This is a genomic window from Samsonia erythrinae (assembly GCF_004342665.1).
GTDB lineage: Bacteria > Pseudomonadota > Gammaproteobacteria > Enterobacterales > Enterobacteriaceae > Samsonia > Samsonia erythrinae.
The window spans coordinates 18476-42278 of the sequence record NZ_SMBY01000006.1; the positions used below are offsets into that span (position 1 = coordinate 18476).

The 23803-nt window shown below is 53.4% G+C and carries 22 protein-coding genes; 9 read left to right on the top strand and 13 right to left on the bottom strand.

The features are described from left to right. The first annotated feature begins 434 nt into the window (after window positions 1-434). Window positions 435-2090 carry a methyl-accepting chemotaxis protein gene (locus tag EDC54_RS10875; RefSeq protein WP_132456053.1) on the top strand — a complete coding sequence of 552 codons (1656 nt, stop codon included), beginning with the start codon at window positions 435-437 and terminating at the stop codon, window positions 2088-2090. Window positions 2091-2245: 155 nt separating this feature from the next. Here the strand turns inward: EDC54_RS10875 and EDC54_RS10880 are convergent, their stop codons facing one another. The 4 genes from EDC54_RS10880 to EDC54_RS10895 form a co-directional block, all read right to left on the bottom strand. Continuing rightward, complete coding sequence (locus tag EDC54_RS10880) at window positions 2246-3013, bottom strand: FCD domain-containing protein (RefSeq protein WP_132456055.1); 768 nt, start codon at window positions 3011-3013, stop codon at window positions 2246-2248. A 121-nt stretch (window positions 3014-3134) separates the two neighbouring features. Further along, window positions 3135-3452 (bottom strand): PTS sugar transporter subunit IIB, encoded by a 318-nt coding sequence (locus EDC54_RS10885; protein WP_132456057.1) that lies wholly within the window; start codon window positions 3450-3452, stop codon window positions 3135-3137. Between the two features lie 29 nt (window positions 3453-3481). Beyond that, window positions 3482-4918, bottom strand: coding sequence for a glycoside hydrolase family 1 protein (locus tag EDC54_RS10890; protein ID WP_132456059.1), 1437 nt, complete (start codon window positions 4916-4918; stop codon window positions 3482-3484). 24 nt (window positions 4919-4942) lie between these two features. After that, the gene (locus tag EDC54_RS10895) at window positions 4943-6280 is read right to left on the bottom strand and encodes a PTS sugar transporter subunit IIC (protein ID WP_132456061.1); all 1338 of its coding nucleotides are present in this window, start codon (window positions 6278-6280) and stop codon (window positions 4943-4945) included. Between the two features lie 282 nt (window positions 6281-6562). Between EDC54_RS10895 and EDC54_RS10900 the strand changes: the two genes are divergently transcribed. Both EDC54_RS10900 and EDC54_RS10905 read left to right on the top strand, forming a co-directional pair. Continuing rightward, on the top strand, window positions 6563-6874 hold the full coding sequence (locus tag EDC54_RS10900) for a PTS lactose/cellobiose transporter subunit IIA (RefSeq protein ID WP_132456396.1): 312 nt from the start codon (window positions 6563-6565) through the stop codon (window positions 6872-6874). A 133-nt stretch (window positions 6875-7007) separates the two neighbouring features. After that, window positions 7008-8021 (top strand): LacI family DNA-binding transcriptional regulator, encoded by a 1014-nt coding sequence (locus tag EDC54_RS10905; RefSeq protein WP_132456063.1) that lies wholly within the window; start codon window positions 7008-7010, stop codon window positions 8019-8021. A gap of 50 nt (window positions 8022-8071) precedes the next feature. Here EDC54_RS10905 and EDC54_RS10910 read toward each other — a convergent pair whose 3' ends face one another. The 5 genes from EDC54_RS10910 to EDC54_RS10930 form a co-directional block, all read right to left on the bottom strand. Continuing rightward, a complete protein-coding gene (locus EDC54_RS10910) occupies window positions 8072-9226 on the bottom strand; it encodes a CdaR family transcriptional regulator (RefSeq protein WP_132456065.1) in 1155 nt (384 codons plus the stop codon). A 325-nt stretch (window positions 9227-9551) separates the two neighbouring features. Continuing rightward, window positions 9552-10994, bottom strand: coding sequence for a pyruvate kinase (gene pyk, locus EDC54_RS10915; RefSeq protein ID WP_132456067.1), 1443 nt, complete (start codon window positions 10992-10994; stop codon window positions 9552-9554). Between the two features lie 95 nt (window positions 10995-11089). Next, window positions 11090-12247: a glycerate kinase gene (locus EDC54_RS10920; RefSeq protein WP_230514504.1), complete on the bottom strand. Its 1158-nt coding sequence runs from the start codon at window positions 12245-12247 to the stop codon at window positions 11090-11092. Between the two features lie 12 nt (window positions 12248-12259). Then, window positions 12260-13564, bottom strand: coding sequence for a GntP family permease (locus EDC54_RS10925; protein WP_132456069.1), 1305 nt, complete (start codon window positions 13562-13564; stop codon window positions 12260-12262). 387 nt (window positions 13565-13951) lie between these two features. Next, a complete protein-coding gene (locus EDC54_RS10930) occupies window positions 13952-14506 on the bottom strand; it encodes a helix-turn-helix domain-containing protein (RefSeq protein ID WP_132456400.1) in 555 nt (184 codons plus the stop codon). 184 nt (window positions 14507-14690) lie between these two features. Here EDC54_RS10930 and EDC54_RS10935 point away from each other — a divergent pair, with 184 nt between their 5' ends. After that, complete coding sequence (locus EDC54_RS10935) at window positions 14691-15566, top strand: DMT family transporter (protein WP_132456402.1); 876 nt, start codon at window positions 14691-14693, stop codon at window positions 15564-15566. 77 nt (window positions 15567-15643) lie between these two features. Here the strand turns inward: EDC54_RS10935 and lysA are convergent, their stop codons facing one another. Then, window positions 15644-16906 carry a diaminopimelate decarboxylase gene (gene lysA / locus EDC54_RS10940; RefSeq protein WP_132456071.1) on the bottom strand — a complete coding sequence of 421 codons (1263 nt, stop codon included), beginning with the start codon at window positions 16904-16906 and terminating at the stop codon, window positions 15644-15646. Window positions 16907-17058: 152 nt separating this feature from the next. Between lysA and EDC54_RS10945 the strand changes: the two genes are divergently transcribed. Further along, on the top strand, window positions 17059-17982 hold the full coding sequence (locus EDC54_RS10945; RefSeq protein WP_132456073.1) for a LysR family transcriptional regulator: 924 nt from the start codon (window positions 17059-17061) through the stop codon (window positions 17980-17982). A gap of 25 nt (window positions 17983-18007) precedes the next feature. On the opposite strand, the gene EDC54_RS10950 is transcribed toward EDC54_RS10945, so the two are convergent. Beyond that, window positions 18008-18928 carry a LysR family transcriptional regulator gene (locus EDC54_RS10950; RefSeq protein ID WP_132456075.1) on the bottom strand — a complete coding sequence of 307 codons (921 nt, stop codon included), beginning with the start codon at window positions 18926-18928 and terminating at the stop codon, window positions 18008-18010. Window positions 18929-19035: 107 nt separating this feature from the next. Between EDC54_RS10950 and EDC54_RS10955 the strand changes: the two genes are divergently transcribed. From EDC54_RS10955 to pspG, 4 genes are all read left to right on the top strand, one after another. Then, a complete protein-coding gene (locus tag EDC54_RS10955) occupies window positions 19036-19917 on the top strand; it encodes an MBL fold metallo-hydrolase (RefSeq protein WP_132456077.1) in 882 nt (293 codons plus the stop codon). After that, a complete protein-coding gene (locus tag EDC54_RS10960) occupies window positions 19905-20558 on the top strand; it encodes a DsbA family protein (protein WP_132456079.1) in 654 nt (217 codons plus the stop codon). Before EDC54_RS10955 ends, EDC54_RS10960 begins: the two co-directional genes overlap by 13 nt. Before the next feature lie 211 nt (window positions 20559-20769). After that, window positions 20770-21798, top strand: coding sequence for a tRNA dihydrouridine(20/20a) synthase DusA (gene dusA / locus EDC54_RS10965; RefSeq protein ID WP_268991105.1), 1029 nt, complete (start codon window positions 20770-20772; stop codon window positions 21796-21798). Between the two features lie 180 nt (window positions 21799-21978). After that, window positions 21979-22251: an envelope stress response protein PspG gene (gene pspG / locus EDC54_RS10970; protein WP_132456081.1), complete on the top strand. Its 273-nt coding sequence runs from the start codon at window positions 21979-21981 to the stop codon at window positions 22249-22251. A gap of 135 nt (window positions 22252-22386) precedes the next feature. Here pspG and EDC54_RS18145 read toward each other — a convergent pair whose 3' ends face one another. Beyond that, the gene (locus EDC54_RS18145) at window positions 22387-22515 is read right to left on the bottom strand and encodes a hypothetical protein (protein WP_268991106.1); all 129 of its coding nucleotides are present in this window, start codon (window positions 22513-22515) and stop codon (window positions 22387-22389) included. Window positions 22516-22588: 73 nt separating this feature from the next. Continuing rightward, window positions 22589-23572: a quinone oxidoreductase gene (locus tag EDC54_RS10975; RefSeq protein WP_132456083.1), complete on the bottom strand. Its 984-nt coding sequence runs from the start codon at window positions 23570-23572 to the stop codon at window positions 22589-22591. Between the last annotated feature and the right edge of the window lie 231 nt (window positions 23573-23803).

Here is a 23803-nt window from a genome sequence, read left to right on the forward strand (position 1 = left end):
CTACGCATCCGCGTAGGTTGGTGTAATCAAATGGTTCAATGTACAGAGTACATTGATATATCACCAATCAATACCTCTGGGACTTATTACTCTAAAGAGCGGCACTCATCTGCACCAGCGATGAATCGAAAGAGTTATTCTATAAGTGCAACCAACTGTAAAATTCCAGCGAATCATGTAAGGCCTTTTCCCTGCCGCCATATAAATCGCTACTTTTCATCCAACGGGTCTATTTCCCCCTCATTCTCTACTTTCCATCTTTTACGCCCAAATGATTTCCCGGTCACAAAGCCAAAATTTTCTCGGATAAATGACCACTTAAACACAGGGATATACGTCCACTTTATCAACAGAATCAATTAGTAAGTAAGGAGTAAACTCGCCGGGTCTGCATCGGGCAGACCGTGAACTCAACCAGGTGTGTATAACTCATAATGAAGAACTACAAAATAGGTACCCGGCTGGCCGGCGGTTTTGGCCTTCTCATTGCGCTGTCGCTGATCATGCTGACCAGCGGCATTTATCAACTCAACCAGGTGTCCCACAATACGCAGCAAATGATGCAGGAACCGCTGCGCAAAGAGCGATTGGCATCGGACTGGCATGCCACGCTGGTTGCGGGCGTCCAACGCAGTATGGCCGTCGCGCGTAGTAACGATGATTCACTGGTCGGGCTGTTTGCCGCCGAAAATGCCCGCGCCAGCAAAGAAAGCAGCAAGCGGCAGGCGCAGTTCGCCAACCTGATCGCCACGCCCGAAGAACGCGCCTTATTCGACAAGGTCGGCGAATATCGTCAGTTTTACATCCAAAAACGCGATGCCATTATCACGGAAAAAGGGGCGGGTCATGTCGATCGCGCCAGAGCGTTGTTCGATGATGAGTTCATCCCCGCCGCCAAGGGTTATCTGATGAGCGTAGAAGCTTTGCGCGACCATCAGCGCGCCAGCATCGACGAGATGGGACGAGATATCCATGCCGGCGCCGAACGCGGCGATCTGATCCTTGCCATCACGGGCATTGTGAGCGCCATTGTTGGCGTGCTGGTCGCCTGGGCGCTTACTCGCAGCATCGTACAGCCGCTGGCGCGAGCCGTTCACGCGACGCAGGCCGTAGCGGCGGGAGATTTGACGCATAACATCCAGCCGGAAGGACGAGATGAGGCGTCCCAACTGCTACGCGCACTGCAAGACATGACGGTGCGCTTGCGTACTATCGTCGGCGAGGTTCGTCAGGGCGCCGAGTCCATCGCCGGAGCCTCTTCACAGATAGCCGCAGGCAACATTGACTTATCCAGCCGCACGGAAGAACAGGCCAGCGCGCTACAGGAAACGGCAGCCGCCATTGAGCAGTTCAGTTCGACGGTCAGGCAAAACGCCGATAACGCTCGTCAGGCGAATCAGTTAGCTCAAGCCACCCGTCAGCAAGCCCTGTCGGGCGGGAAAGGGGTGGCGGAAGTGGTGGAAACCATGAGCGCGATCGACGCTTCATCTCAAAAGATCGTCGATATCATCGGCGTCATCGACAGCATTGCATTCCAGACCAACATTCTGGCGCTGAATGCCGCCGTGGAAGCCGCTCGTGCGGGTGAGCAAGGTCGCGGCTTCGCCGTCGTCGCCAGCGAAGTACGCAATCTGGCGCAGCGCAGCGCTTCCGCCGCCAAGGAGATCAAAGAACTTATCGATCGTTCAGTCCAGATCGTGGGGACGGGGAACCGGCTGGTGATACAAGCGGGAACGTCGATACAGGATGTCGTTAACAGCGTGCATAAAGTCAGCGATCTGGTAGGGGAAATCAGTTCCGCCAGCAGCGAACAAACGCAGGGCATCGATCAGGTAAACGTTGCGGTGAACCAGATGGAAGCGACCACCCAGCAAAACGCCTCTCTGGTGCATGAGGCCGCCGCGGCCACGCAGTCTCTGCAACAGCAAGCCGCCCAGTTGTCCCTCGTGGTCAGCCAGTTCCGATTAGATCACGGCCCTAAACCGGCGGCTTCGCCAACGACGACGCCCCCGTTAGCCCTTCAGTCCGCACTGGCTGCACCGGGTACAAAGAACGCGACGGCCAGCGAAGGCGAGTGGACATCTTTCTGATGTGATGGCGGGAGATTCAGCCCACCGCAGTGCGGCGCGCAGAGTGCCGCACCGTCCTCAAGCGTCAGGGGGCTGAGAAGATACCGCGAGATACCACCGCAGGCCGGGAGTTAGTTCCTGATACGGAGGGCCGACGGAAAAAACGTCGGCGATGCCTACACCAGCTTACCCTGAAAAATGGGCACAGAGTCAAAGAGATAACCGTCAAACTCCGGCGCATCGGCGTCAGAGATTTCCATCAGCGTATTTTTGACGTTTTCGAGGTGTTCCCACATGGCCTGATAAGCTCCGGACACATCACGACGCCGTAGCGCCGCCAGAATGGCCTGATGATCCGCCAACCATTTCAGGCGATAGCCCTGCGTTCCAACGTGGGTGTAGAGCTGTTGCCAGAGCGCATTATCATCGCGGCACGCCCAGATATTGCTAACCGTTTCCAGTAACATCTGGTTTTGCGTCGCGCCAGCGATTTGCAGATGAAACAGACGATCGTAATCGCCACGGTAATCCTTTTCGGCAATGGCCGCCTGTTCCTGCTCCAGCGTCTTACGCAGATTTTCGATATCCGCCCGCGTGGCCATCCGCGCGGCAAATGCCGCAATATTGCTTTCCAGTAATTGGCGCGCCTGTAGCATTTCAAACGCGCCGATACGATTTTTGCCGCCGTCCGCCGCCTCGTCGTCATTGGGCATACGCAACACATAAACCCCGGACCCCTGACGAATATCGACGGTCCCCTCCAGTTCAAGCATCAGCAGCGCTTCACGCACAATCGTCCGGCTGACGCCATAGATTTCCGCAATATTGCGCTCAGGGGGAAGGCGGGAGCCGACGGGGTAATCTCCCGCCTGAATCTTCCGGCGTAAATCACAGCCAATTTCCTGATATTGCTTCTTCTCTTGCAGAACCACATCCTTCGCCACGCTTTCACCCTACATACACTGGTCGCTCTGTATGCGGGCGTCGCGCCCGCACGAATTGATACCCTGAGGTCTATTCACTCATCCGGCTTGCTCCCACGCGTACTGACATCACGGTGGCGCGCTAGTCTACCAAACTCAACGCCTGATCGAGTACTTTTGCGCCATTTAATGTGCCATAGGCAACCGGATCGATCACCGCGATAGGGATCTGATAGCTCTCCGTCAGCTTCTTGTTCTCCGCCAGTTTAAAGCGCACCTGCGGCCCCAGCAAAACCGCGATAATCTCGCCACCATAGTCCTGTAGCTCGTCCCGCAGGTTCTGTTCCGGGATCGCATAGATCTTCAGCGCCATGCCCCGCGCTTGCGCCTCCTTCTCCATTTTGGTGACCACCAGTGAGGTCGACATGCCTGCCGAGCAGGCCAGTAGGATTCTCTTCATGTGCTGTTCCTCATTTTGGGTATCTGCACTCACTTCTCTTCATCATCCAGCGTCAATTCAAGCCGGCGCGTATCATGTAACTGACGAAACCAGGCGGCGGATTTTTTCGGCCGACGCCGCCGATCCTGTTCCAGATCGATTTCAATCAGGCCGTAGCGGTTTTTAAACGCGTTCATCGGCGACACGTTGTCGGTGAACGCCCACAGCATATAGCCGCGGCAGTTCGCCCCTTCTTCCTTCGCTTTCAGCGCCCAGTAAAGGTGTTCGGCAATAAAGTCGATGCGGTAGTCGTCTTGAATCACGCCCGCGTCGTCTTTAAAGCGTGCTTCGTTCTCGATACCGATGCCGTTTTCCGCCACGAACCACGGCGCATTGCCGTATTCCTGCGCCATACGTTTCGCCATGTCGTAAATGATTTTGGGGTTGATCTCCCAGCCGCGTGAGGTGTTCATACGACGTCCCGGCAGCTCAAAATGCTCGTAGTAGCAGGCCGGATGGAATGGCGTGTCCTTGTTCCACTCGCGGCTGGGCGCTTTTACCCGGTGCGGGTAATACAGGTTGATCCCCACCTCATCGACCGTATTGTCGCGAATGATCGCCAGCTCTTCTTCCGTGTAATCCCACTTCACCTGATGTTGCGCCAGCAGCGCCATCAGCTCCGCCGGATATTCCCCTTTCAGCGCCGGATCGAGAAAAACCCGGTTATAGAACAGATCGTAAAGGTGCGCCGCCTTCACATCGTGCGCCGCACGGGATCGCGGATAGGTCACTTCAGGATTGAGGATCACGCCAATCGAGCCGCCTTGCCGGTGATAGCCCTGCTGGCGAAAACGCTGTACCACTTTTGCACTCGCCAGGTTTTTATGGTGATTCCACAGCATCCAGGTGTGCGTATTCTGCTCATAAGGATAACGCTGTGCGTCCAGATAAACGCGCGTCTGCACCACAATGGGTTCATTGAAGGTAAACCAACGCTTCACTTTGCCGGCGTAGCGGGCAAACACGGCATCGGCGTACAGAACAAACCACTCCACCACCTGCTTTGATGACCACCCCTGATATTTCTCCAACAGGTAGGCAGGTAGTTCGTAATGTTCAAGGCAGATCATCGGTTCGATTCCCTGCCGGTGCATTTCATCCAGAAACTTATCGATATAGGCCGCATACGCCTCGTCCACCACGCCTTTTTCATAGTCCAGCATAAAGCGCGACCAGTTAATTGACGTGCGATAGTGCGTCAGCCCCGCCTGCTTCATCAGCGCGACATCTTCGCGGTAGCGGTTAAAGAAATCTGTCGCTTTCGCCGGGCCGTAGCCGTTGTGCCATACCTGACGGTCCTGCTTGTACCAAAGGTCCAGATAGGAATCCTGCCCGGCTTTCTTACCGCTCCATCCTTCCGTTTGCCATGCCGACGCCGCCGCGCCCAACATGAAATCAGACGGAATAGTGAGTGAAACCTTACTCATGCATTACCTCTCTTTTCATGTCTTTCAAGCGTGTTCTGCTGTGGATTGTTTTTCCGCTTCCCGCTGTGCCAGATCAGCACGGCGGGATGCCACCTTCACGAACGGCAGATAGATAAGCGTGGCGACAAGGATGCACACGATCTGTGTCACGACCGCGCCCATTGAGCCGGCCGTCGACAGCCAGGCGTTAATAATCGGCGGCGTCGTCCACGGCACCATGACCACCGCTTTGCCTGCAAACCCCAGACTGGTGGCGAAATACCCAATCGTGCCGGTGACTAACGGTGTGACGATGAAGGGGATCGCCAGAATCGGGTTGAGCATAATCGGCATACCAAAAATGACCGGCTCATTAATATTGAACACGCACGGACCGAAAGAGATTTTCGCAATCTCCTTCATCTCTTTACGTTTGGAGGCAATCATCACCGCCAGCAGCAGGCCAATCGTCAGGCCGGAACCGCCAATGCTCATGTACACGTCCCAGAACGGCATCGTGATAATGTTAGGCACCTCATGCCCCTGCTCGAACGCGGTCATATTGACGGCAATCGCCCCCAGCAACAGCGGCTCACGAATCGGCTTAATCATCTGGTTGCCGTGGATCCCGATAACCCAGAACAGTTGGGCGACAAACATCAGCACCAGTAAACCGGGCAGGCTCTGCACCACCGATTCCAGCGGCTGTTGCACGACCTGATAGACGGCGTCATACAGGTACATGCCCGTCACCCGATGAAACACAAAACCAAAGGTGGCGATAGCGACAACCGTGATAATAGAAGGGAACAGGGCGGAAAAAGAGGCCGAGACGTTAGGCGGCACGCTGTCCGGCATTTTAATGCGCAGCCCATCGACACGCTCCAACCGGGTATACATTTCGACTGACAGGATGGCGATGAACATCCCCAAAAACAGGCTCTTGGTATCGGAAAACTGTTTCGCCAGCACATCTTTGACCACCATCATCTGGCCGTTCACGGCCATCTCGATCGTGGTGGGGGTGACGGCAATAAAGCAGATCACCGCCAGCAGGCCGGGGAACAGACCGCGCGATCCATTAATTTTCCCAAGTTCGATGCCAATCAGGAAAACGGCGCCAATCGTCAGAAAACTGAGCGTGGCATAGTTGATACCGCTCATGATCGGCTTGAGTTCCGCCAGAAACGAAAACAGGGAAAAACTGGCCAGACCATTTTTCGGATCCAGCACCATGTTGGAAATCAGGACGGAAAACGCGCCGACGATAATCACCGGCATCAGCGTAATAAAGGATGCCTTAATCGCCATAATGTAGCGCAGGCTATTAAATTTATTGGCAAAGGAGCCCAATGAATCAATCAGTTGGTCCTTAAATGACATAACACCACCTCTTTCATCATATTGTTATATCGTGCTTGACACGCGGGATGGCCGTTACGCGTAGGGTAAATGCAGGTACCGCGCTTGCGCGTTTGGCATACCAAAAATCAACTATAACGAATTATTTTTCTGTGACAGGACTCTCACAAGACGATATTGGAATTCCAATATGATGAAAGTGTGATTTTTGGCATACCATAAATCCATTCGCTGATGCCCTACTCTTAACAATATAAGGAACAGCCAGCCGTGAAAGAGACAACCCCCCTTCCTGCATTCGATATGGAACAAACGGTAATGGAGCTATTGATCAACGCCGGCGAAGCTCGCTCGCATGCGATGATGGCCATTCAGGCCGCACGTCAACACGCATGGCAGCAGGCTGATGAACTGCTCGCCGCCTCGCTGGAGGCAGCCCGCGCGGCCCATCGCGTTCAAACACAGCTAATCGGGTTGGATGAAGGAGAAGGAAAAGTGCCCGTCAATCTGATCATGGTGCACGCTCAGGATCATTTGATGACCGCCATGCTATGCCGCGATTTGGCGGAAGAAATCGTCTTATTGCGCCGTGAAATGGCCGTATCACAAAACTGAAAAAATCTGGCGAGGAAACGTATATCCGCCGCTAAATCTCACTCCGGACGTGTGGTATGATTTTCATCACGCGGCGAGACAGGAAACGAAAAGGCGTTTTCCGTCCGTCATCATGTTCATAAGGATAGACGCCATGAAAACCATGCTTGAGGTAGCCAAGCGCGCGCGCGTATCCAAAGCCACGGTATCACGGGTACTGAATGGCACCGGTCAGGTCAAACAGGCAACGCGTGATGCGGTTTTTCAGGCGATGGAAGAACTCGGCTATCGCCCTAACTTTCTGGCGCGCGCGCTGGCTCACCGCACGTCAAACAGCATCGGTCTCGTCATTTCGAATTTCGACGGTCCCTACTTTGGCCGTCTGCTGCGCCGCGCCGCCGAAATGGCGGAAAGCCACGGTAAGCACCTGATCGTCACCGACGGGCACAATACGCCACAGGATGAACAGAGTGCCGTGCAGCTTCTGGCCGACCGGCAGTGCGACGCCATTATTCTCTATACCCGCTATATGTCCGAAACGGATCTTATGGCGCTGCTCAACACCCTGAGCATACCGATGATCGTCATGAATCGCGATCTGCCTCAGGCGCGGGATCGCTGCATTTTCTTCCGCCAACAGCAAGCCGCGTTTGATGTGGTGAATTACCTGATCGGACAAGGACACCGCGAAATCGCCTTCATCACCGCGCTAATGCAAACGCCGACGGCGCAAGCGCGGCTCGCAGGCTATCAGCAGGCGCTAACGGCCAATCACATCGCACCTGAACCACGCCGCATCGCCTACGGCACCAGCATGGTCGATAGCGGCTATCAGGCTGCGCGCGAGCTACTGGAAAACGGCATTGATTTCAGCGCCCTGTTCGTCAGTAATGACCATATGGCGATTGGCGCCATGAAAGCCCTCTATGAAGCGGGGAAAAAATTGCCGCAGGACGTCTCTCTCTTCGGCTTTGACGATGAACCCAGCGCGGCTTTTCTTCATCCCGCGCTCTCCACCGTCTACATGCCGATTGAAGAGATGATCGCCACCGCCATTACGCAGGTGCTGGCTCTGGTTGCAGATAAGCCGGTCGAACCGCTGCAACCTTTTACTGGCGAACTGAAGCTACGTGAGTCGGTACAGAAAGGACCATACTTTACCGTCTGATAAGACACTTCAGCACGTCATTCACATAATGGGCATTCCCGTTTCACGCCTTAGTCATCGTCCAGTTGTACCGCGACGTAAAGCAAAAAACGATCGTCAAAATTTGCCAGATTGAGTCCTGTCAGTTCAGAAATACGCCGCAGTCGGTATTCCAGCGTATTTTTATGAATATAGAGTGCATTCGCAGTCACGGCGGCCTGTAAATTATGCCTGAACCAGATATGCAGCGTTTTTCTAAATACCCCATTGTTATCCATCGCTTTTAAACGACGCAGTGGACGCACCAGTTCATTGGCCTGCCATCCTCCACGTAAGCTATCAAGCAGGACAGGTAACTCCATATCCTGATAGCAGTAGCATGGTGTGTCTGGCATGCGCTGCTTACCCACTTTCATCGTCGTTTTTGCCGTATGGTATGAACGTTCAACGCCGCCGTCACCGGGGAAAAAGTTGCCTAATGCCAGGCGCACACGCAGAGAACTTCCTTCTTGCAGCCGATGATATAATTTTTCCATCCGCCGTTTATGTTCTTCGGGTTCCCATCTTTCCGCATGGATAAACGCAGGCTTAAGTACCACCATCTCAGTCAGAGAGACTATCGCCATCAGGTCGTCTTTATCGGTTTCCATCAACAGTGACTGCAATTGCTGGAGTTCTGTCATCGCGGTGCTGACCCCCAGTTGCCCGCTGTCCAATTCAACAACCATCGCAATCCGAGGCTTTTGCAGATCGACCCCTAATCGCTGCGCCCATTCGCACTGAGTAGCTGAATAGGCAGAACTGCGCACCAGACTGAGTACCAACTCTTCTCGCAAACGGCTATTTTGTGCTAGTAGTTGGAGTAATCGCGCCTGTTCCAGCATCATTTCCGCCGCCATACAGACCAATTCGCCATACTGACGCAATCTCGTCGGCGTCCCCGTTAGCCCGATCACACCGACAATATTCCCATTCAAGCGTAGCGGCAAATTAACACCTGGCTTGACACCCTGTAGCATATGCACGGATGCGTCATCAATATTAACAACGCGTTCCTGAGTGAGCGCTAACAATGCACCTTCATGTATTTCGCCAACACGTTCCTTATCACCACTACCGATAATTCGCCCTCGTGCATCCATGACATTCACATTGCAATCAATAATCTGCATTGTCCTCGTCACAATAGAGCACGCCAATTTATCATCAAAATCATAGTCAGCCATAAATTATCCCCGGCGTAGGTGGCATAAAATATAACGTGAAAATCAAGCTCTCATTTAATGTCTATTTATCGTCATCATGTTTCACGTTAGTAAAACCACTCCAATCATTATTATAAAAAAGAAAACAGCCACTCATTGTTTCCCGACGGGAATGAAAATCAACTTTAATTAGTTAAATTAACTGTTAGCAATCATTTATGATCACCAACATAAAAAACCAAATAAAACCATCAATGAAAATGAATTAAAAGGTATTTTATACCTGAAACAATTCACATTTCAGGCACATAGCCAATGCATTTGCAATTTAATATATGGCGATATATTAGGAGACTCGCATGATACGGCAGGTATTTGAGCTGCCAACCTGACTCATTTGATCGCCCTGCGTGAGTAATACTAAATCTCCAGCAGCCAGATAGCCCTTTTCACGCAGTAGCGTAATGGCATCGTGCGCAGCCGCAACCCCTTCAGCTTTGCTAGCAAAAAATAGCGGCGTTACACCACGATAGAGTGCCGCGAGATTCAGCGTCTTCTCATGACGGGATAGCGCAAAAATCGGTAAGCCCGACGTAATACGCGAGGTCATCCGTGCAGTGCGCCCTGATTCAGTCATAGTGACAATCGCTTTTACACCTTTAAGGTGATTTGCTGCATACATGGTCGACATGGCGATCGTCTCTTCCACATTATCGAATTCAACGTCAAGCCGGTGCTTAGAAACGGTGACCTGAGGCTCTTTTTCTGCTCCCAAACAGACTTTCGCCATGGCGGTAACCGTTTCTTCCGGGTAGTTCCCTGCGGCGGTTTCTGCCGATAGCATGACGGCATCAGTGCCGTCCAGCACGGCATTCGCGACATCCATCACTTCAGCACGCGTTGGCATCGGGCTGGCAATCATCGATTCCATCATTTGTGTCGCCGTAATCACAACGCGATTAAGGCGACGAGCGCGTTGGATCAGCGCTTTCTGCACACCAACCAGCGCAGCATCACCAATCTCCACCCCCAGATCGCCACGCGCTACCATCACCACATCAGATGCCAAAATGATATCATCCATACATTCTGGTGTGGCGACTGCCTCAGCCCGTTCAACCTTGGCTACAATGGCAGCCTGACAACCCGCCTCGCGCGCCAACTGGCGGGCATAACGGAGATCGTCACCATTACGTGGGAATGACACGGCCAGAAAATCGACGTTAATCTTCGCGGCAACCAAAATATCGGCTTTGTCTTTTTCGGTCAGTGCATCAGCAAATAACCCACCGCCCAGTTTGTTAACCCCTTTATTATTGGATAAAACGCCGCCGACAGTAACGAGAGTGGTAATTTTTTCATCTGCCACCCCCATCACTTTTAACTGAACGCGACCATCATCCAACAGCAAAATATCATCGGGTACAACATCGTTTGGCAGATTTTTATAATCAATACCAACCTGACGATTATCACCTAGCCCTCTTTCCAGACGGGCATCCAGAATAAACGTATCACCAACGCTCAAAAAAACCTTACCCTCTTTGAACGTTGACACTCTGATTTTAGGCCCCTGTAAATCACCTAAAATCGCCACATGTTTATTAAGTTTACGTGCAATATTACGAATTTTTTCCGCACGAGAAATATGATCGTCTGATGTTCCATGGGAAAAATTAAATCGAACAACATTTACGCCTGCTCTAATAATTTTTTCCAGATTATCATCACGATCGGTGGCTGGCCCCAGTGTTGCAACAATTTTGGTTCTTCTTAAAAACGCAGTCATTTTCTTTCCTGTTTTTATTCTAAAAGCGATGCTGTGTATCCATCTGTATAAAAATGGAAAGCAATTCGCTGAAAAAATAATTACAAAAATAGGGACTAATGATAGATAGACATCGTCTTAATTAAACGTCCAATATTTTCACAGGCGCGTTCCATATTTAACGCCCCTTCTTTTAATAAACCATCAATACTTTTTGCATGGGGAATAATACCGAAGATGGCATCAATACCTTCCTGATAGAGATCTTCAACACCGCTTCCTACACAGCCAGATACCGCAATCACCGGGACGCCATTTTCCTTCGCCGTTCTTGCCACACCGTAAGGGGTTTTACCAAATTTGGTCTGGCTATCAATACGCCCTTCCCCTGTAAAACAAAAATCGGCTTCAGACAATTTTTCCCTTAGCCCGCTGTACTCAATCACAATCTCAATGCCTTTTTGCAACGTGCAATCAGTAAACGCCATCAAGCCTGCTCCCAATCCCCCCGCCGCTCCCGCACCGGGCTGGCTGGCAATATCTTTACCCAACTGTACCTTGATAAGATTGGCATAGTGAGACAGATTGCCGTCGAGCATGCTGACCATTTCAGGCGTTGCTCCCTTTTGCGGCCCAAAAATATGTGAGGCACCATTTTCACCACACAATGGGTTAGTCACATCACACGCCACCAGAATATCGATGTTAGCCAGGCGTTCATCAATGCCTGAAATATCAATATGATGTAGTCTTCCTAATGCACCACCGCCACGGCTTAACCGTTCGCCGGCTTCATCATAGAATTTCACCCCCAGCGCTTCCGCCATCCCTGCGCCACCATCATTGGTTGCGCTACCACCGATACCCAGGATGATCTTTTTGATCCCCTTATCCAGGCAGGCACGAATCAACTGGCCGGTGCCGTAAGTCGTCGTGATCAAAGGATTTTTGGTGTCCTGATTAACATGGTGAATACCACTGGCAGAGGCCATTTCAATCACGGCAATGTTACCGTCGCCCATCACACCATAGGTTGCTTCAACCGGCTCGCCCAATGGACCAACCACCGTTTGCTGAAAAATCTGGCCTTGTGTCGCATCAATCAATGATTGCACGGTGCCTTCACCGCCATCTGCCATGGGTACGTGAATATACGTCGCTTCAGGGAATATCTTTTTCAGACCTTTTTCCATGGCAATACACACTTCTTTTGCCGTCATGCTTTCCTTGAAGGAGTCTGGTGCCAAAACAAACGTTTCATTTTTCATGCTCATTATCTCGCTACCTTATAAAACAAAACCGTACAAAACCGTTGAGACAATCACCATCGTCCCCCCTACCAGCGCCTCATAAGGAATTAAGGCCATACGTTGCCGAATACTCATATTCATGCTTTGTGCTGTGACGTGGAAATAATTACCCTGCGGCAAAGAATCAATAACGGTAGCACCAGTATGAACCATGACGGCGGAGGCAATAGGAGGTGCGCCAATATGCGAAATAGCATCGCCAAATGTTCCTGTCGCTAAAATAACGCCAGTGGATGTTGATGCCGTGGCCGCAGCCATCAAAATACCCGATATCGGTGCCAGGAACGTGCCAGAAATACCAAGAGCATTAATTAATGCGACAACCTGTATCGATAAATTTGAAGCAGCAATTAACCCAGCAATCGCACCTGCACCAATTAAAATCAGCACGGTAGCGGTCATTTTCTCCAAACCAGATGCTGTATAAGCCAACATTTTATGCTGTTGCCCCATCGCGACCAAACCAATAAATCCCGCCAGCGGTAATACATACATCGCATCAAGTTTAAAAGAAGAGAGCAGGCTAATATGCAAAATAGAACCAATAGGATTAAGCATCAGCAGAACAACGGCAACCAGCGGTGCCACAATCGCTTTGCCAAGCGTCGGATAAGCCCTTTCGCTAGACATAGCTGACAAGGCATTCGCTTCGTGTTCGCTGACTTTGACGCCTTTGTTCTTCAATAGCGTAGCGACGACCACAGCCATTATCATGCCGCAAACCGCAGGGATAAAACCGGCAATCATCACATCACTCAAGCTCAGGTGAAACCCATTTGCGGCTGCAATAGTATTCGGATTCGGTGAAATAATATTGCCCGCTTTTCCCCCGCCAGACAGTGCCAATAACAATGCTAACTTTGACACACCCATTTTATTCCCAACAGACAGTGCGATCGGGGCCACAATTAACACGGCAACGGGAATAAATACGCCAACGGAAGTAATAATCATCGTCGCCAACGTCAGAGCTAAAATGGCTTTCCCTTCCCCCATTTTCCTTACGATTGCCTGAGCAATCGTTTCTGCGGCCCCAGACTCCATCATCACACCCGCTAAAACACCAGCCGCCAATACACGGATAACGGTGCCCATTACACTTTGTGTGCCGGAGGTTAATAATGAAATAGTTTGTTCTAAATTGGCGCCGCCAATCATCGCACCAATAATGGCACCCAAAAACAAAGAATAGACGGGATTAACCTTTCTGAGAATAAGAAGTATAGCAATAAACAAGCCTATTAAAGCCCCATACCAGCCAAGGGGTTCCATTGCATGCATAATTAAACCTCTTCTTGTTTTTTATAAAAAATAGACAGCAGGGTACGAATACAAATCTTTTCCTGGCCGATTTGCATTACATGATGTTTTTAATTTTATTAAAGCTTAATAAATAATAACGTTAAAACCTCGCCCTATTAATATTTCACGATAGTTATTCTATGCTTTCCTAATAAATAGACCTATGTGTCCAGACACGAAAAAAATGGGCATTTGAATAAAAAAAACTGTGTCAGAGAACAAGATAGCGAGAGGTTTATCACATTGTGATTTGGCTACAGCAGAAACGAGGGTTTGTCAGGAAGAAGCGAAAGGCACAGAAGACCATCGCGAGCAGGAAGCGGTATGCTAATCCAAACAGCCTCCTGACATGACTGGCGCACGTTGCTAACCCTGTTCAATCAGCATTACCGCTGTCGTATCCGCTTCCAGCGCATCAAACAGATGCGGAACATCCGCAGAATAACTGATGTAATCCCCTGCGCAGAGTTCAATGGGCTGTGTAACAGGCCCGATTCTGGCGCGGCCGTGGCTCAGAATCACATGCTCTATCGTTCCCGGCCTGTGCGGCTGAGAGATTCTGGCCTCCCCCGGCTGCACCTTAAGCCGATAGATATCACGCTGCACGCCAGCCGGACAGGCGGCCAGCAGCGTCGCGGCATAATTTGCCTGCTCCGAGTAGGTAGCCACACCTTCGTTAGCCCGAATCACCTGCACATGCTGGCGAGACTGCCCAATCAGTTGACTCACCTGCACGTCCAGCGCCATTGCCAGCGCCCAGAGCGTTTCCAGACTCGGGTTGCCGATTCCGGTTTCCAACTGTGAAAGCGTTGATTTAGCCAGCCCCGCACGCTTTGCCAGCTCGGTCACCGACAGGTGTAACCGCTCACGCTCGCGTCGAATAGAGACTGCCAGCCGTGCGATAGGCGTGGTGACCTGCATACCCGCTTGCGCGCTATTTTCCTGATTATCGACCTTCATAATGTTCACCATAACGACCAATTGTTCGACTTGACGAACAATGAATTCATGTTCATTATTTCGTCCTATCGTTCATTATAAAAAACTTCGCTCGATATAAAAGCACTCTCACACTGATTTTTTCACACTAACAGGCAGGAAAATGATGACACCCCAGACTCGCGGCACGATAGAAATGGCGATCGCGATGATCATTTCCGGTACGGTTGGCTGGTTTGTCCTGACGGCAAGGCAACCCGCGATGACGGTAGTCTTCTGGCGCTGCGCGTTCGGCGCATTAACGATGCTGGTGGTATGCGGGCTATTGGGCTTATTGCGACGAGGCGTGATTAACAGGAAGCAGGCTGGCATTGCTGTACTCGGCGGCCTGGCCCTGGTACTCAATTGGACGCTGCTGTTTAGCGCTTACTCGCAGGCGTCTATTGCTGTTGCCACCGTGGTTTATCACACACAACCCTTTATGCTGCTGGGACTAGGCGCAATCTTTTTCAGGGAAACACTAACCCTCAACAAAACCTGTTGGCTACTGTGCGCCTTTGGCGGCATCCTCTTGATCGTCAGCGCTCAGACAGGGGCAGAGAGTAATAGTCAAGGCTATCTGTCTGGCGTCCTGATGGCATTGGGTGCGGCGTTCTTTTATGCCGTGGCGGCCGCCATCACGAAAAAGCTCTCAGGGATCCCGCCGCACGTGCTTGTGTTAATACAGCTACTCGTTGGCGTCGTGGTTCTTGCCCCCTTCGCTGCGGTTCCCACCTCTCCGGCAGGGTCACAATGGGCAATTCTCGTGGCTATCGGCGTGTTTCATACCGGCCTGATGTCGACACTGTTATACAGCGCGATCCAGAAGATCCCGACCGCACAGGTTGGCGCACTGTCGTTTGTCTATCCCGTCATTGCGGCGCTAGTAGACTGGGCAGCCTTTGGACATAAACTGGATGGAATGCAGCTTGCAGGAGCCGTTGCGATTCTGCTGTCTGCCGCAGGGATGACGTTCGGCTGGCACATCAGGTTCAATCGGTAATGGGATGGCCTGCGTTATGCGCCACGTTCAGGGGAAAAGCAGCACGCCTTTCCCCCGACACAGTCAAACAATATTGATTAAAGCACTTCCAGCGCCAACAGTTCTTCCAGCGTTTGACGACGGCGGATCAGGCGCGGCTCGCCGTTTTCAAACAGCACTTCCGGCAGCAGCGGACGGCTGTTGTAGTTTGAGGACATGGAAGCGCCGTATGCGCCGGTATCGTGGAAAACCAGATAGTCGCCAACCTGCGCATCCGGCAGCGGGAACGTTTCTACGCCGCCGCCCGCCTGTTGGGTAAACACATCGCCGGATTCGCACAGCGGTCCGGCAATCACGCTGTCGCGCAGTGTAGACAGGCGGATATCCCGGCCATCGCCCGGCAGCAGGGAGATATGATGATAGCTGCCGTACATCGCCGGCCGCATCAGATCGTTAAACCCGGCATCCACCAACACAAAGTGACGGCTCCCCATGGATTTGACCGCCCGAACTTCCGCCACCAGCACGCCGGATTCCGCGACCAGAAAACGCCCCGGCTCGATTTCCAGCGTCACCGGGTGGCCAAGGTGCGCGGCAATTTTCTCACGCGCCGCGTTCCACAGTCCGTAATAGTGTTCGGTATCAATCGCTTCTTCACCGTGGCGGTAAGGTATCGACAGCCCGCCGCCCGCTGAAATCGCCGCAATATCCTGACCCAGCTCAACGACCTGTCGTACCATCGCCTCGCACACCTGTTCCAGATGGCCGTAATCGACGCCGGAACCGATGTGCATATGGATCCCGACCAGTTTCAGTTGATAGCGCTGAATGTGCGCCAGCGCCAGCGGTAAATCGCCGTGCCAAATACCGTGCTTGCTGTTCTCGCCGCCGGTATTGGTTTTCTGGCTGTGGCCATGACCAAAGCCCGGATTCACGCGCAGCCACACCGGATGCCCCGGCGACTGCTGCCCTAGCTGTTCCAGCATATCGACCGAACCGGCGTTCACCGAAATGTTCAGTTCGGCAACGCGTTGCAGCGTCGGGCGATCCAGCAGATCGGCCGTAAACACGATCTCGTGTTCGTCGGTCCCCGGCACAAACCCGGCCACCAGCGCACGTTCAATTTCCCCCAGCGATACCGAATCGACTTTCACCCCCTGTTCACGCATCAGGCGCAAAATGTGCGTGTTGGAACACGCTTTCTGCGCAAAGCGGATCGTATCGAAGCGGCGCAGTTGCGCAATGCGGTTAACGATGGTCTGCGCGTCGTAGGCCCAGACCGGGCAACCAAAGCGGGCAGGCAGTTCACGCAGGCTTTGCGCGTTGAGGGCGTGTGTGACGTCATTCAGATCGTGAGGCATAAATAATGACCAATTACGGATTAATTGTGGTTAAGAATCACTATAAAAATTACCTCGCAGGTAAACAAATATCGTTTTAAGCAGATTCTATTCATTTCTGATATGGTTTATGGCAACACACGATTTATCGCAACGTATGAGAAGAAAGCGGCATGGCGGCAATATCCTTACGGCACATCGAGATTTTTCACGCGGTCATGACCACCGGCAATCTGACGGAAGCGGCGGCGCTCCTGAAGACGTCTCAGCCGACCGTCAGCCGTGAACTGGCGCGCTTCGAGAAACTCATTGAGATGACGCTGTTTGAACGGCTGCGCGGCAGGCTTTATCCGACGGCGCAGGGATTACAACTGTTTGAAGAAGTACAGCGTTCTTATTATGGATTAGACCGGATCGTCAACGCCGCCCGCGATATCCGCCGTTTTCAACAGGCACAGCTTTCCATTGCCTGTCTGCCTGTGTTCTCACAGTCGCTGCTGCCAGACGTCTGCAAGCCGCTGCTGGCGCGCTACCCGCAGCTGACGCTGCACATCATTCCGCAGGAGTCGCCGCTGCTGGAAGAGTGGCTTTCCGCCCAGCGCCACGACCTGGGTTTAACGGAAAACAGCCTCACGCCAGCCGGTACAGAACGGCAAACGCTGATGCGGTTAAATGAAGTGTGCGTGCTACCTGCCGGGCATCCGCTGGCGCAAAAACCGCTGCTCACGCCGCAGGATTTTGCCGACGAGCCCTTTATCAGCCTGTCGAGCGCCGACAGCTATCGTCAGTTGCTGGACACGCTGTTTCAGGAACAAGGCGTGTCGCGCCGGATGGTGCTGGAAACCCACAGCGCGGCGTCGGTATGCGCGATGGTGCGGGCGGGCATCGGACTGTCCATCGTCAACCCGCTCACCGCATTGGATTATGCCGCCTCCGGCGTGGTCGTGCGGCCTTTCAGCATTGACGTACCCTTTACGGTCAGCCTGATTCGCCCACTGCACCGTCCTGCGTCGGCGCTGGTCGATACAGTGATTGATCGGCTCAGGCAGTACGCCGCCGGTGTGCCCACACGTCTGGAGCAGATCTTGCGGCGCTAACGTGCGGCCAGTGCTGTCAGCGCCGTCACTGCGTCGCGGGTTGCGTCAGCGCCTGCCAGCGCGGATCGTGCGCAAACCAGTCCACCAGAAAATCCAGCAGGGTACGTAGCGCGAGCGGCATCTGGCGACGTGAGGTGTAAATGCCGTAAATTCCCATCGCCTGCGGACGATACTCCGGCAACAGCGCCACCAGCTGTCCGCTGGCGAGATAGGTCGCAACCGAATAGTGCGGTTGCAGCGTCATCCCCGCCCCTTCCAGCGCGCCTGCCAACAGTACCAGCGACTCGTTGCCGCTCAGATTACCGCTGACGGGGATCGTAAATTTTTCATTACCGCGGGAAAAATGCCACAGGCTTTTGCCAAAATAGTTGTAGGTCAGGCAGTTATGAATCGAGAGATCGGTCAGCTGTCGCGGAATGCCGTGCGCATTCAGATAAGAAGGCGAGGCGCACAGCACCGACTCGCAGCGTGCCAGCGGTCGGGCGATCAGGTTGGGATCCAGCTCGTTGGTGATGCGCAGCGCCAGATCGATACGTTCCTCGACCAGATTCACCGCGCGGTTATTCATTTGCAGATCGATAGCGAGCCGAGGGTGGTGCCGCAGGAAAGCCGCTACCGCCATCCCAAGCGCCCCCTGCGCCAGCGACTGTGAACAACTAAGGCGCAGCAGGCCGCTTAATGCGGTATCGTCGGTCTCATTTTCGATGCGCATATCCGCCGTCAATGCCAGCATCTCCCGACAGCGCGCCAGCGTTTTTTCGCCGGCATCCGTCAGGCTCAACTTGCGCGTCGTACGGTGCAATAACCGCGCCCCTGCCCAGTTTTCCATCTCTGCCAGATAGCGCGTCACCATCGCCCGCGACATATCCAGCGTTTCTGCCGCCGCGCTCATGCTGCCGCGCTCAATAATCGTCACAAACACTTCAGCTGCCGTAATGCGATCCATAGATTAGTCCGTTTTATGCAACAAACAATTGCCTTTTTTGCGGTTTTTCGCACGGGAAATGCAACATAACATGACCCCACTTTCTGTCATACCTGTGGAGTCTCATCATGTCTAAATCTATCGCTTTTAGCGTCTCTTTACTCGCAGCATCGTTGGGGCTGGCTTCTGCGGCTAACGCCGCCGGATTGAAAATCGACGTCTTTAATCCCGGTGAAGCCAGCATCTTTCCCGTTTCCTCTGAGATAATCAGCGGCGATCGCGAAGTCGCGCTGATCGATGCACAATTCCAGCGTAATGATGCCCAAACGCTGGTCGATCGCATCAAAGCCACCGGCAAAAAACTGACGACGGTCTACATCAGCCATTCCGACCCGGATTACTACTTTGGTCTGGACGTGATCAGAGCCGCCTTCCCGGACGCGAAGATCATTGCAACCCAGGCCACTATCGACGCGATCAATGCCAGCAAAGACGGTAAAGTGGCGCACTGGGGCCCGGTTTTGAAAGAAAACGCGCCGAAAGCGATCATCATTCCTGAACCGCTGGAAGGCGATAGCTTTACCGTTGACGGCAAAAAACTGGAAGTGAAAGAACTGCAAGGGCCAACGCCGGATCGCACTTATCTCTGGATCCCGTCGCTGAAAGCCGTTGTCGGCGGTATTCCGGTATCTGCCAATATTCACGTCTGGCTTGCCGATACCCAAACGCCGGCATCGCGCGCTCACTGGCGCGACACGCTAAAATCCATTGAAGCGCTCAAACCGACCACCGTCGTGCCGGGTCACTTCATCGCGCCAACCGATTACACGCTAAAGAATGTGACGTTCACGCTGCAATATCTGGATAGCGTGGAAAAAGCGCTGGCCGCAACCAAAGACGCAGACGAGCTGATCGCCGCCATGAAAAAACACTATCCGACGCTGAAAGATGAATCAGGTCTTGAACTGAGCGCCAAAGTCCTGAAAGGGGAAATGACGTGGCCCCAGTAAAGCTCCATTACATTTACGATCCTTTATGTGGCTGGTGCTACGGCGCCGCGCCACTCGCGCTGGCCGCGCAGACGATTGAGGGGTTGGAGCTCGTCCTGCACGGCGGCGGCATGATGACGGGCAGCAATAGTCGCACCATCACACCGGAGTGGCGCGATTACGTGATCCCCCACGATCGCCGCATCGCGCAAATGACCGGACAGACCTTCGGGGAAAATTATTACCAAGGGCTGCTGCGCGATACCCGTGTCGTGCTGGACTCCGCGCCGCCAACGGCGGCCGTACTCGCTGCGGAAGCGATGGATGACAAAGCCATGATGATGTTGCACCAGATCGAGCGCGCCCACTATGTTGACGGGCTCAGGATCGCCGAGGCTGCCGTGCTGCGTCAATGTGCGGAAGCCATCGGTCTGGATGGCGAGGCTTTCAGCAGCGAGTTCGCCTTTATTCAGGTAGAAGCGCTGTCAAAACATATCCGCGCCAGCCGGGAATTACTGGCGAAAGTGCGCGGGCAAGGCTTCCCCACGTTTGCGTTGGAAGACGTCAACGGAAATCTCCAGCACATCCCGGCGGCAAACTATCTCGGTCAGGTGGACGCATGGCGTCACTTTCTGAGAAAGCAGATTGACCATGCCAGTTAATCAACCGCCCTCCACCACGACGGGAGCACATTAATCTCGCCCCCGTCACTCACAGACATAAATAACCCGATCGTTACCCACGACTGGCGCGCCATGATTCGAACACCGCGACTCTGCCAAACGGGGGCGATTCGGGTATACTACCCCGCTTGCATTTAGCGCTTAGCCTTGGTTCGCAACAAAAGAGACTGACTGGAAATAGAGATAGAGAATGCGTCAAACACCGCCCCCTGAACATGCCGTTGCCCCCTTTACCGAGGTTGATCCCCACCGCGCCCGTCAACGCTTCTCCATCGCGCCGATGTTGGACTGGACGGACCGCCATTGCCGTTACTTCCATCGCCAACTGACGGGTCAGACGCTGCTGTACACCGAAATGGTCACGACCGGTGCGATTCTTCACGGTAAAGGCGACTATCTGGCTTATAGCGAAGAAGAACATCCGCTGGCGCTGCAACTGGGCGGTAGCGATCCGCACGCGCTGGCGCAATGTGCCAAACGTGCAGAACAGCGCGGCTATGATGAAGTTAACCTCAACGTCGGCTGCCCGTCTGACCGCGTACAGAATGGTCGTTTTGGCGCCTGTCTGATGGGCGAAGCGCAACTGGTCGCCGACTGCGTCAAGGCGATGAAGGACAGCACATCAATCCCGGTCACGGTAAAAACCCGCATCGGCATTGACGATCAGGACAGCTATGAATTTCTGTGCGAATTTATTCAAACCGTTGCCGAACGCGGCGAGTGCGATACCTTTATCGTTCACGCGCGTAAAGCCTGGCTGTCCGGCCTGAGCCCGAAAGAGAATCGGGAAATTCCCCCGCTGGACTACGCGCGCGTTTACCAGCTCAAGCGTGATTTCCCCACGCTGACTATTGCGATTAACGGCGGCGTCAAAACGCTGGAAGAGGCCAAAACGCATTTACAGCATCTGGACGGCGTGATGATGGGACGTGAGGCCTACCAAAACCCCGGTATTCTGGCGCAGGTTGACCGCGAACTGTTCGGCCTCGACGCCGCAGCGGCCGATCCGGCTGGCGTGGTACAGGCCATGTATCCCTATATCGAGCGCGAACTCTCCGACGGCGCGTCATTGGGCCACATTACCCGTCATATGCTCGGCCTGTTTCAGGGCATACCCGGCGCGCGTCAGTGGCGGCGCTACCTGAGTGAAAACGCCCACAAACCCGGCGCCGGTGTTGCCGTGGTAGAACGTGCGCTGGCGCTGGTCAACTTAGCTTAAAAAAGACCAACAATTAGTATTATTGACTAATAACCATCCATTTCCTTTTCCGGCATTGCTGATAAATCAGAGCCTTATCAGCAATACATCCTGGCACGCTTCTTGTATTGCTTAGTTGTACGCAGCGATCCTCTCCCTGCGTCAATCAATGCGGTTTAACTGCGACAGGAGCGCCTTACCATGTTGGAAATTTTCTTCGTTATTGGCTTTTTTATCATGCTGATGTTAACCGGCGTGTCACTGCTGGGGGTCATTGCCGCCCTGTTTGTCGCGTCCCTTTTTATGCTGATTGGCGGGCTGTTCTCCATGGCGATAAAAGTGCTGCCGTGGCTGATTTTGGCCGTCGTCGCGGTATGGCTGTGGCGCAAGTTTAATGGACGGCCGGTATACCACTCTCATCGCGACACGTATCGGAAATACGTTTACCGCCAGCGTAGAAGAAATGAGTGGTAATACCTGAAAGGGAAAAAACAGGATTACGTGCGGAAAGAACGCGCAACGCTGCGTTTAATATACTCTGGTGTTTAATACGCCGATTTTTTAATGCAAAAGTGTGCGCAGGCAGATATTTTTTCCCTATTGTGGCTGCTAGGATATCGCCCACTGTTTGATGTTTTTCGTCGGTAAGCCGTGAAAACGCGGTGCCGCAAGCAAACGACACGATTTCATCGCCGTCAGTAAAATAAAGCCGCCCAGCGGCACCGTCATGACGAGCACGCGACTGTACCCTACATACCGTTGATGAAATGAGCGTAATAGCAAAGGCCTCCCGATGGGAGGCCTTCTGCTTTCAGGGAATCAACAAGCAGGAGCCCTGAGTACCACGGCTTTCCAGCGTCCGATGCGCGGCCTGCGCATCCGACAGCGCAAATGTCTGGCTGTGCGGGACATCGACCGTAATCGCGCCGCTGGCCAGCAATGAAAACAGTTCGTTGCTGGCCTGTTCGAGTTCGGCACGGTTCGTCACGTAACCAAACAGCGACGGACGCGTGACGTACAGCGAACCTTTCTGGTTCAAAATCCCCAAATTGACGCCGGTCACCGGTCCTGAAGCATTCCCGAAGCTGACCATCAATCCACGACGACGCAGGCTATCGAGCGAAGCTTCCCAGGTCTCTTTCCCGACCGAGTCATACACGACGCCCACCTTCTCCCCATCGGTCAGTTCCGCAACGCGCTGCGCGATGTTCTCCGTGCGGTAATTAATGGTCGCCCAGGCACCGGCCTGTTTTGCCCGCTCCGCTTTCTCATCCGAGCCCACCGTGCCGATCAGCTTCGCGCCGAGCGCTTTCGCCCACTGGCAGGCAATCAGCCCAACGCCGCCCGCCGCGGCATGGAACAGGAAGATTTCATTGGGCTTGATGTCATAGGTCTGGCGCAGCAGATAGTAAACCGTCAGCCCTTTCATAAAAGAGGCCGCCGCCTGCTCAAAGCTGATGGCATCCGGCAACCGCGCCACCTTCTCCTCCGCCACGTTATGCACCTCGCTATACGCGCCCAGCCCGGACTGCGCATACACGACGCGATCGCCGACCTTCAGCACGCTCACCCCAGCCCCGACTTTGGTCACGACGCCCGCCGCCTCGGTTCCCAGTCCGGACGGCAAATCCGGCACCGGATACAGGCCGCTGCGAATATAGGTGTCGATAAAATTAATGCCGATGGCGCGGTTCTCAATCTGCACCTCTCCCGCAGCCGGCTCGGCAGGCGTGAAATCGACATATTGCAGGACTTCCGGGCCGCCATAAGCGCGGAATTGAATGCGTTTTGCCATAGGTTGTCTCCTTAATCATGACAGGTTCGTTGTCTCTCTATAACACGTATACCCTAAATACTGCGAGTTTCAGGCTGGTGACGGACTAAACGCCGCCAGAGGCAGATTTGTCGGCGGCTTGCCGCGAGTCAACGCGGCGAGACAAACGCGAGTGCGCCGAGTATCGTAGTCAATGCACATGCAACGTGAAGTATGACGGGTATATTGTGTTATTTCGGACGTGCCGCATAT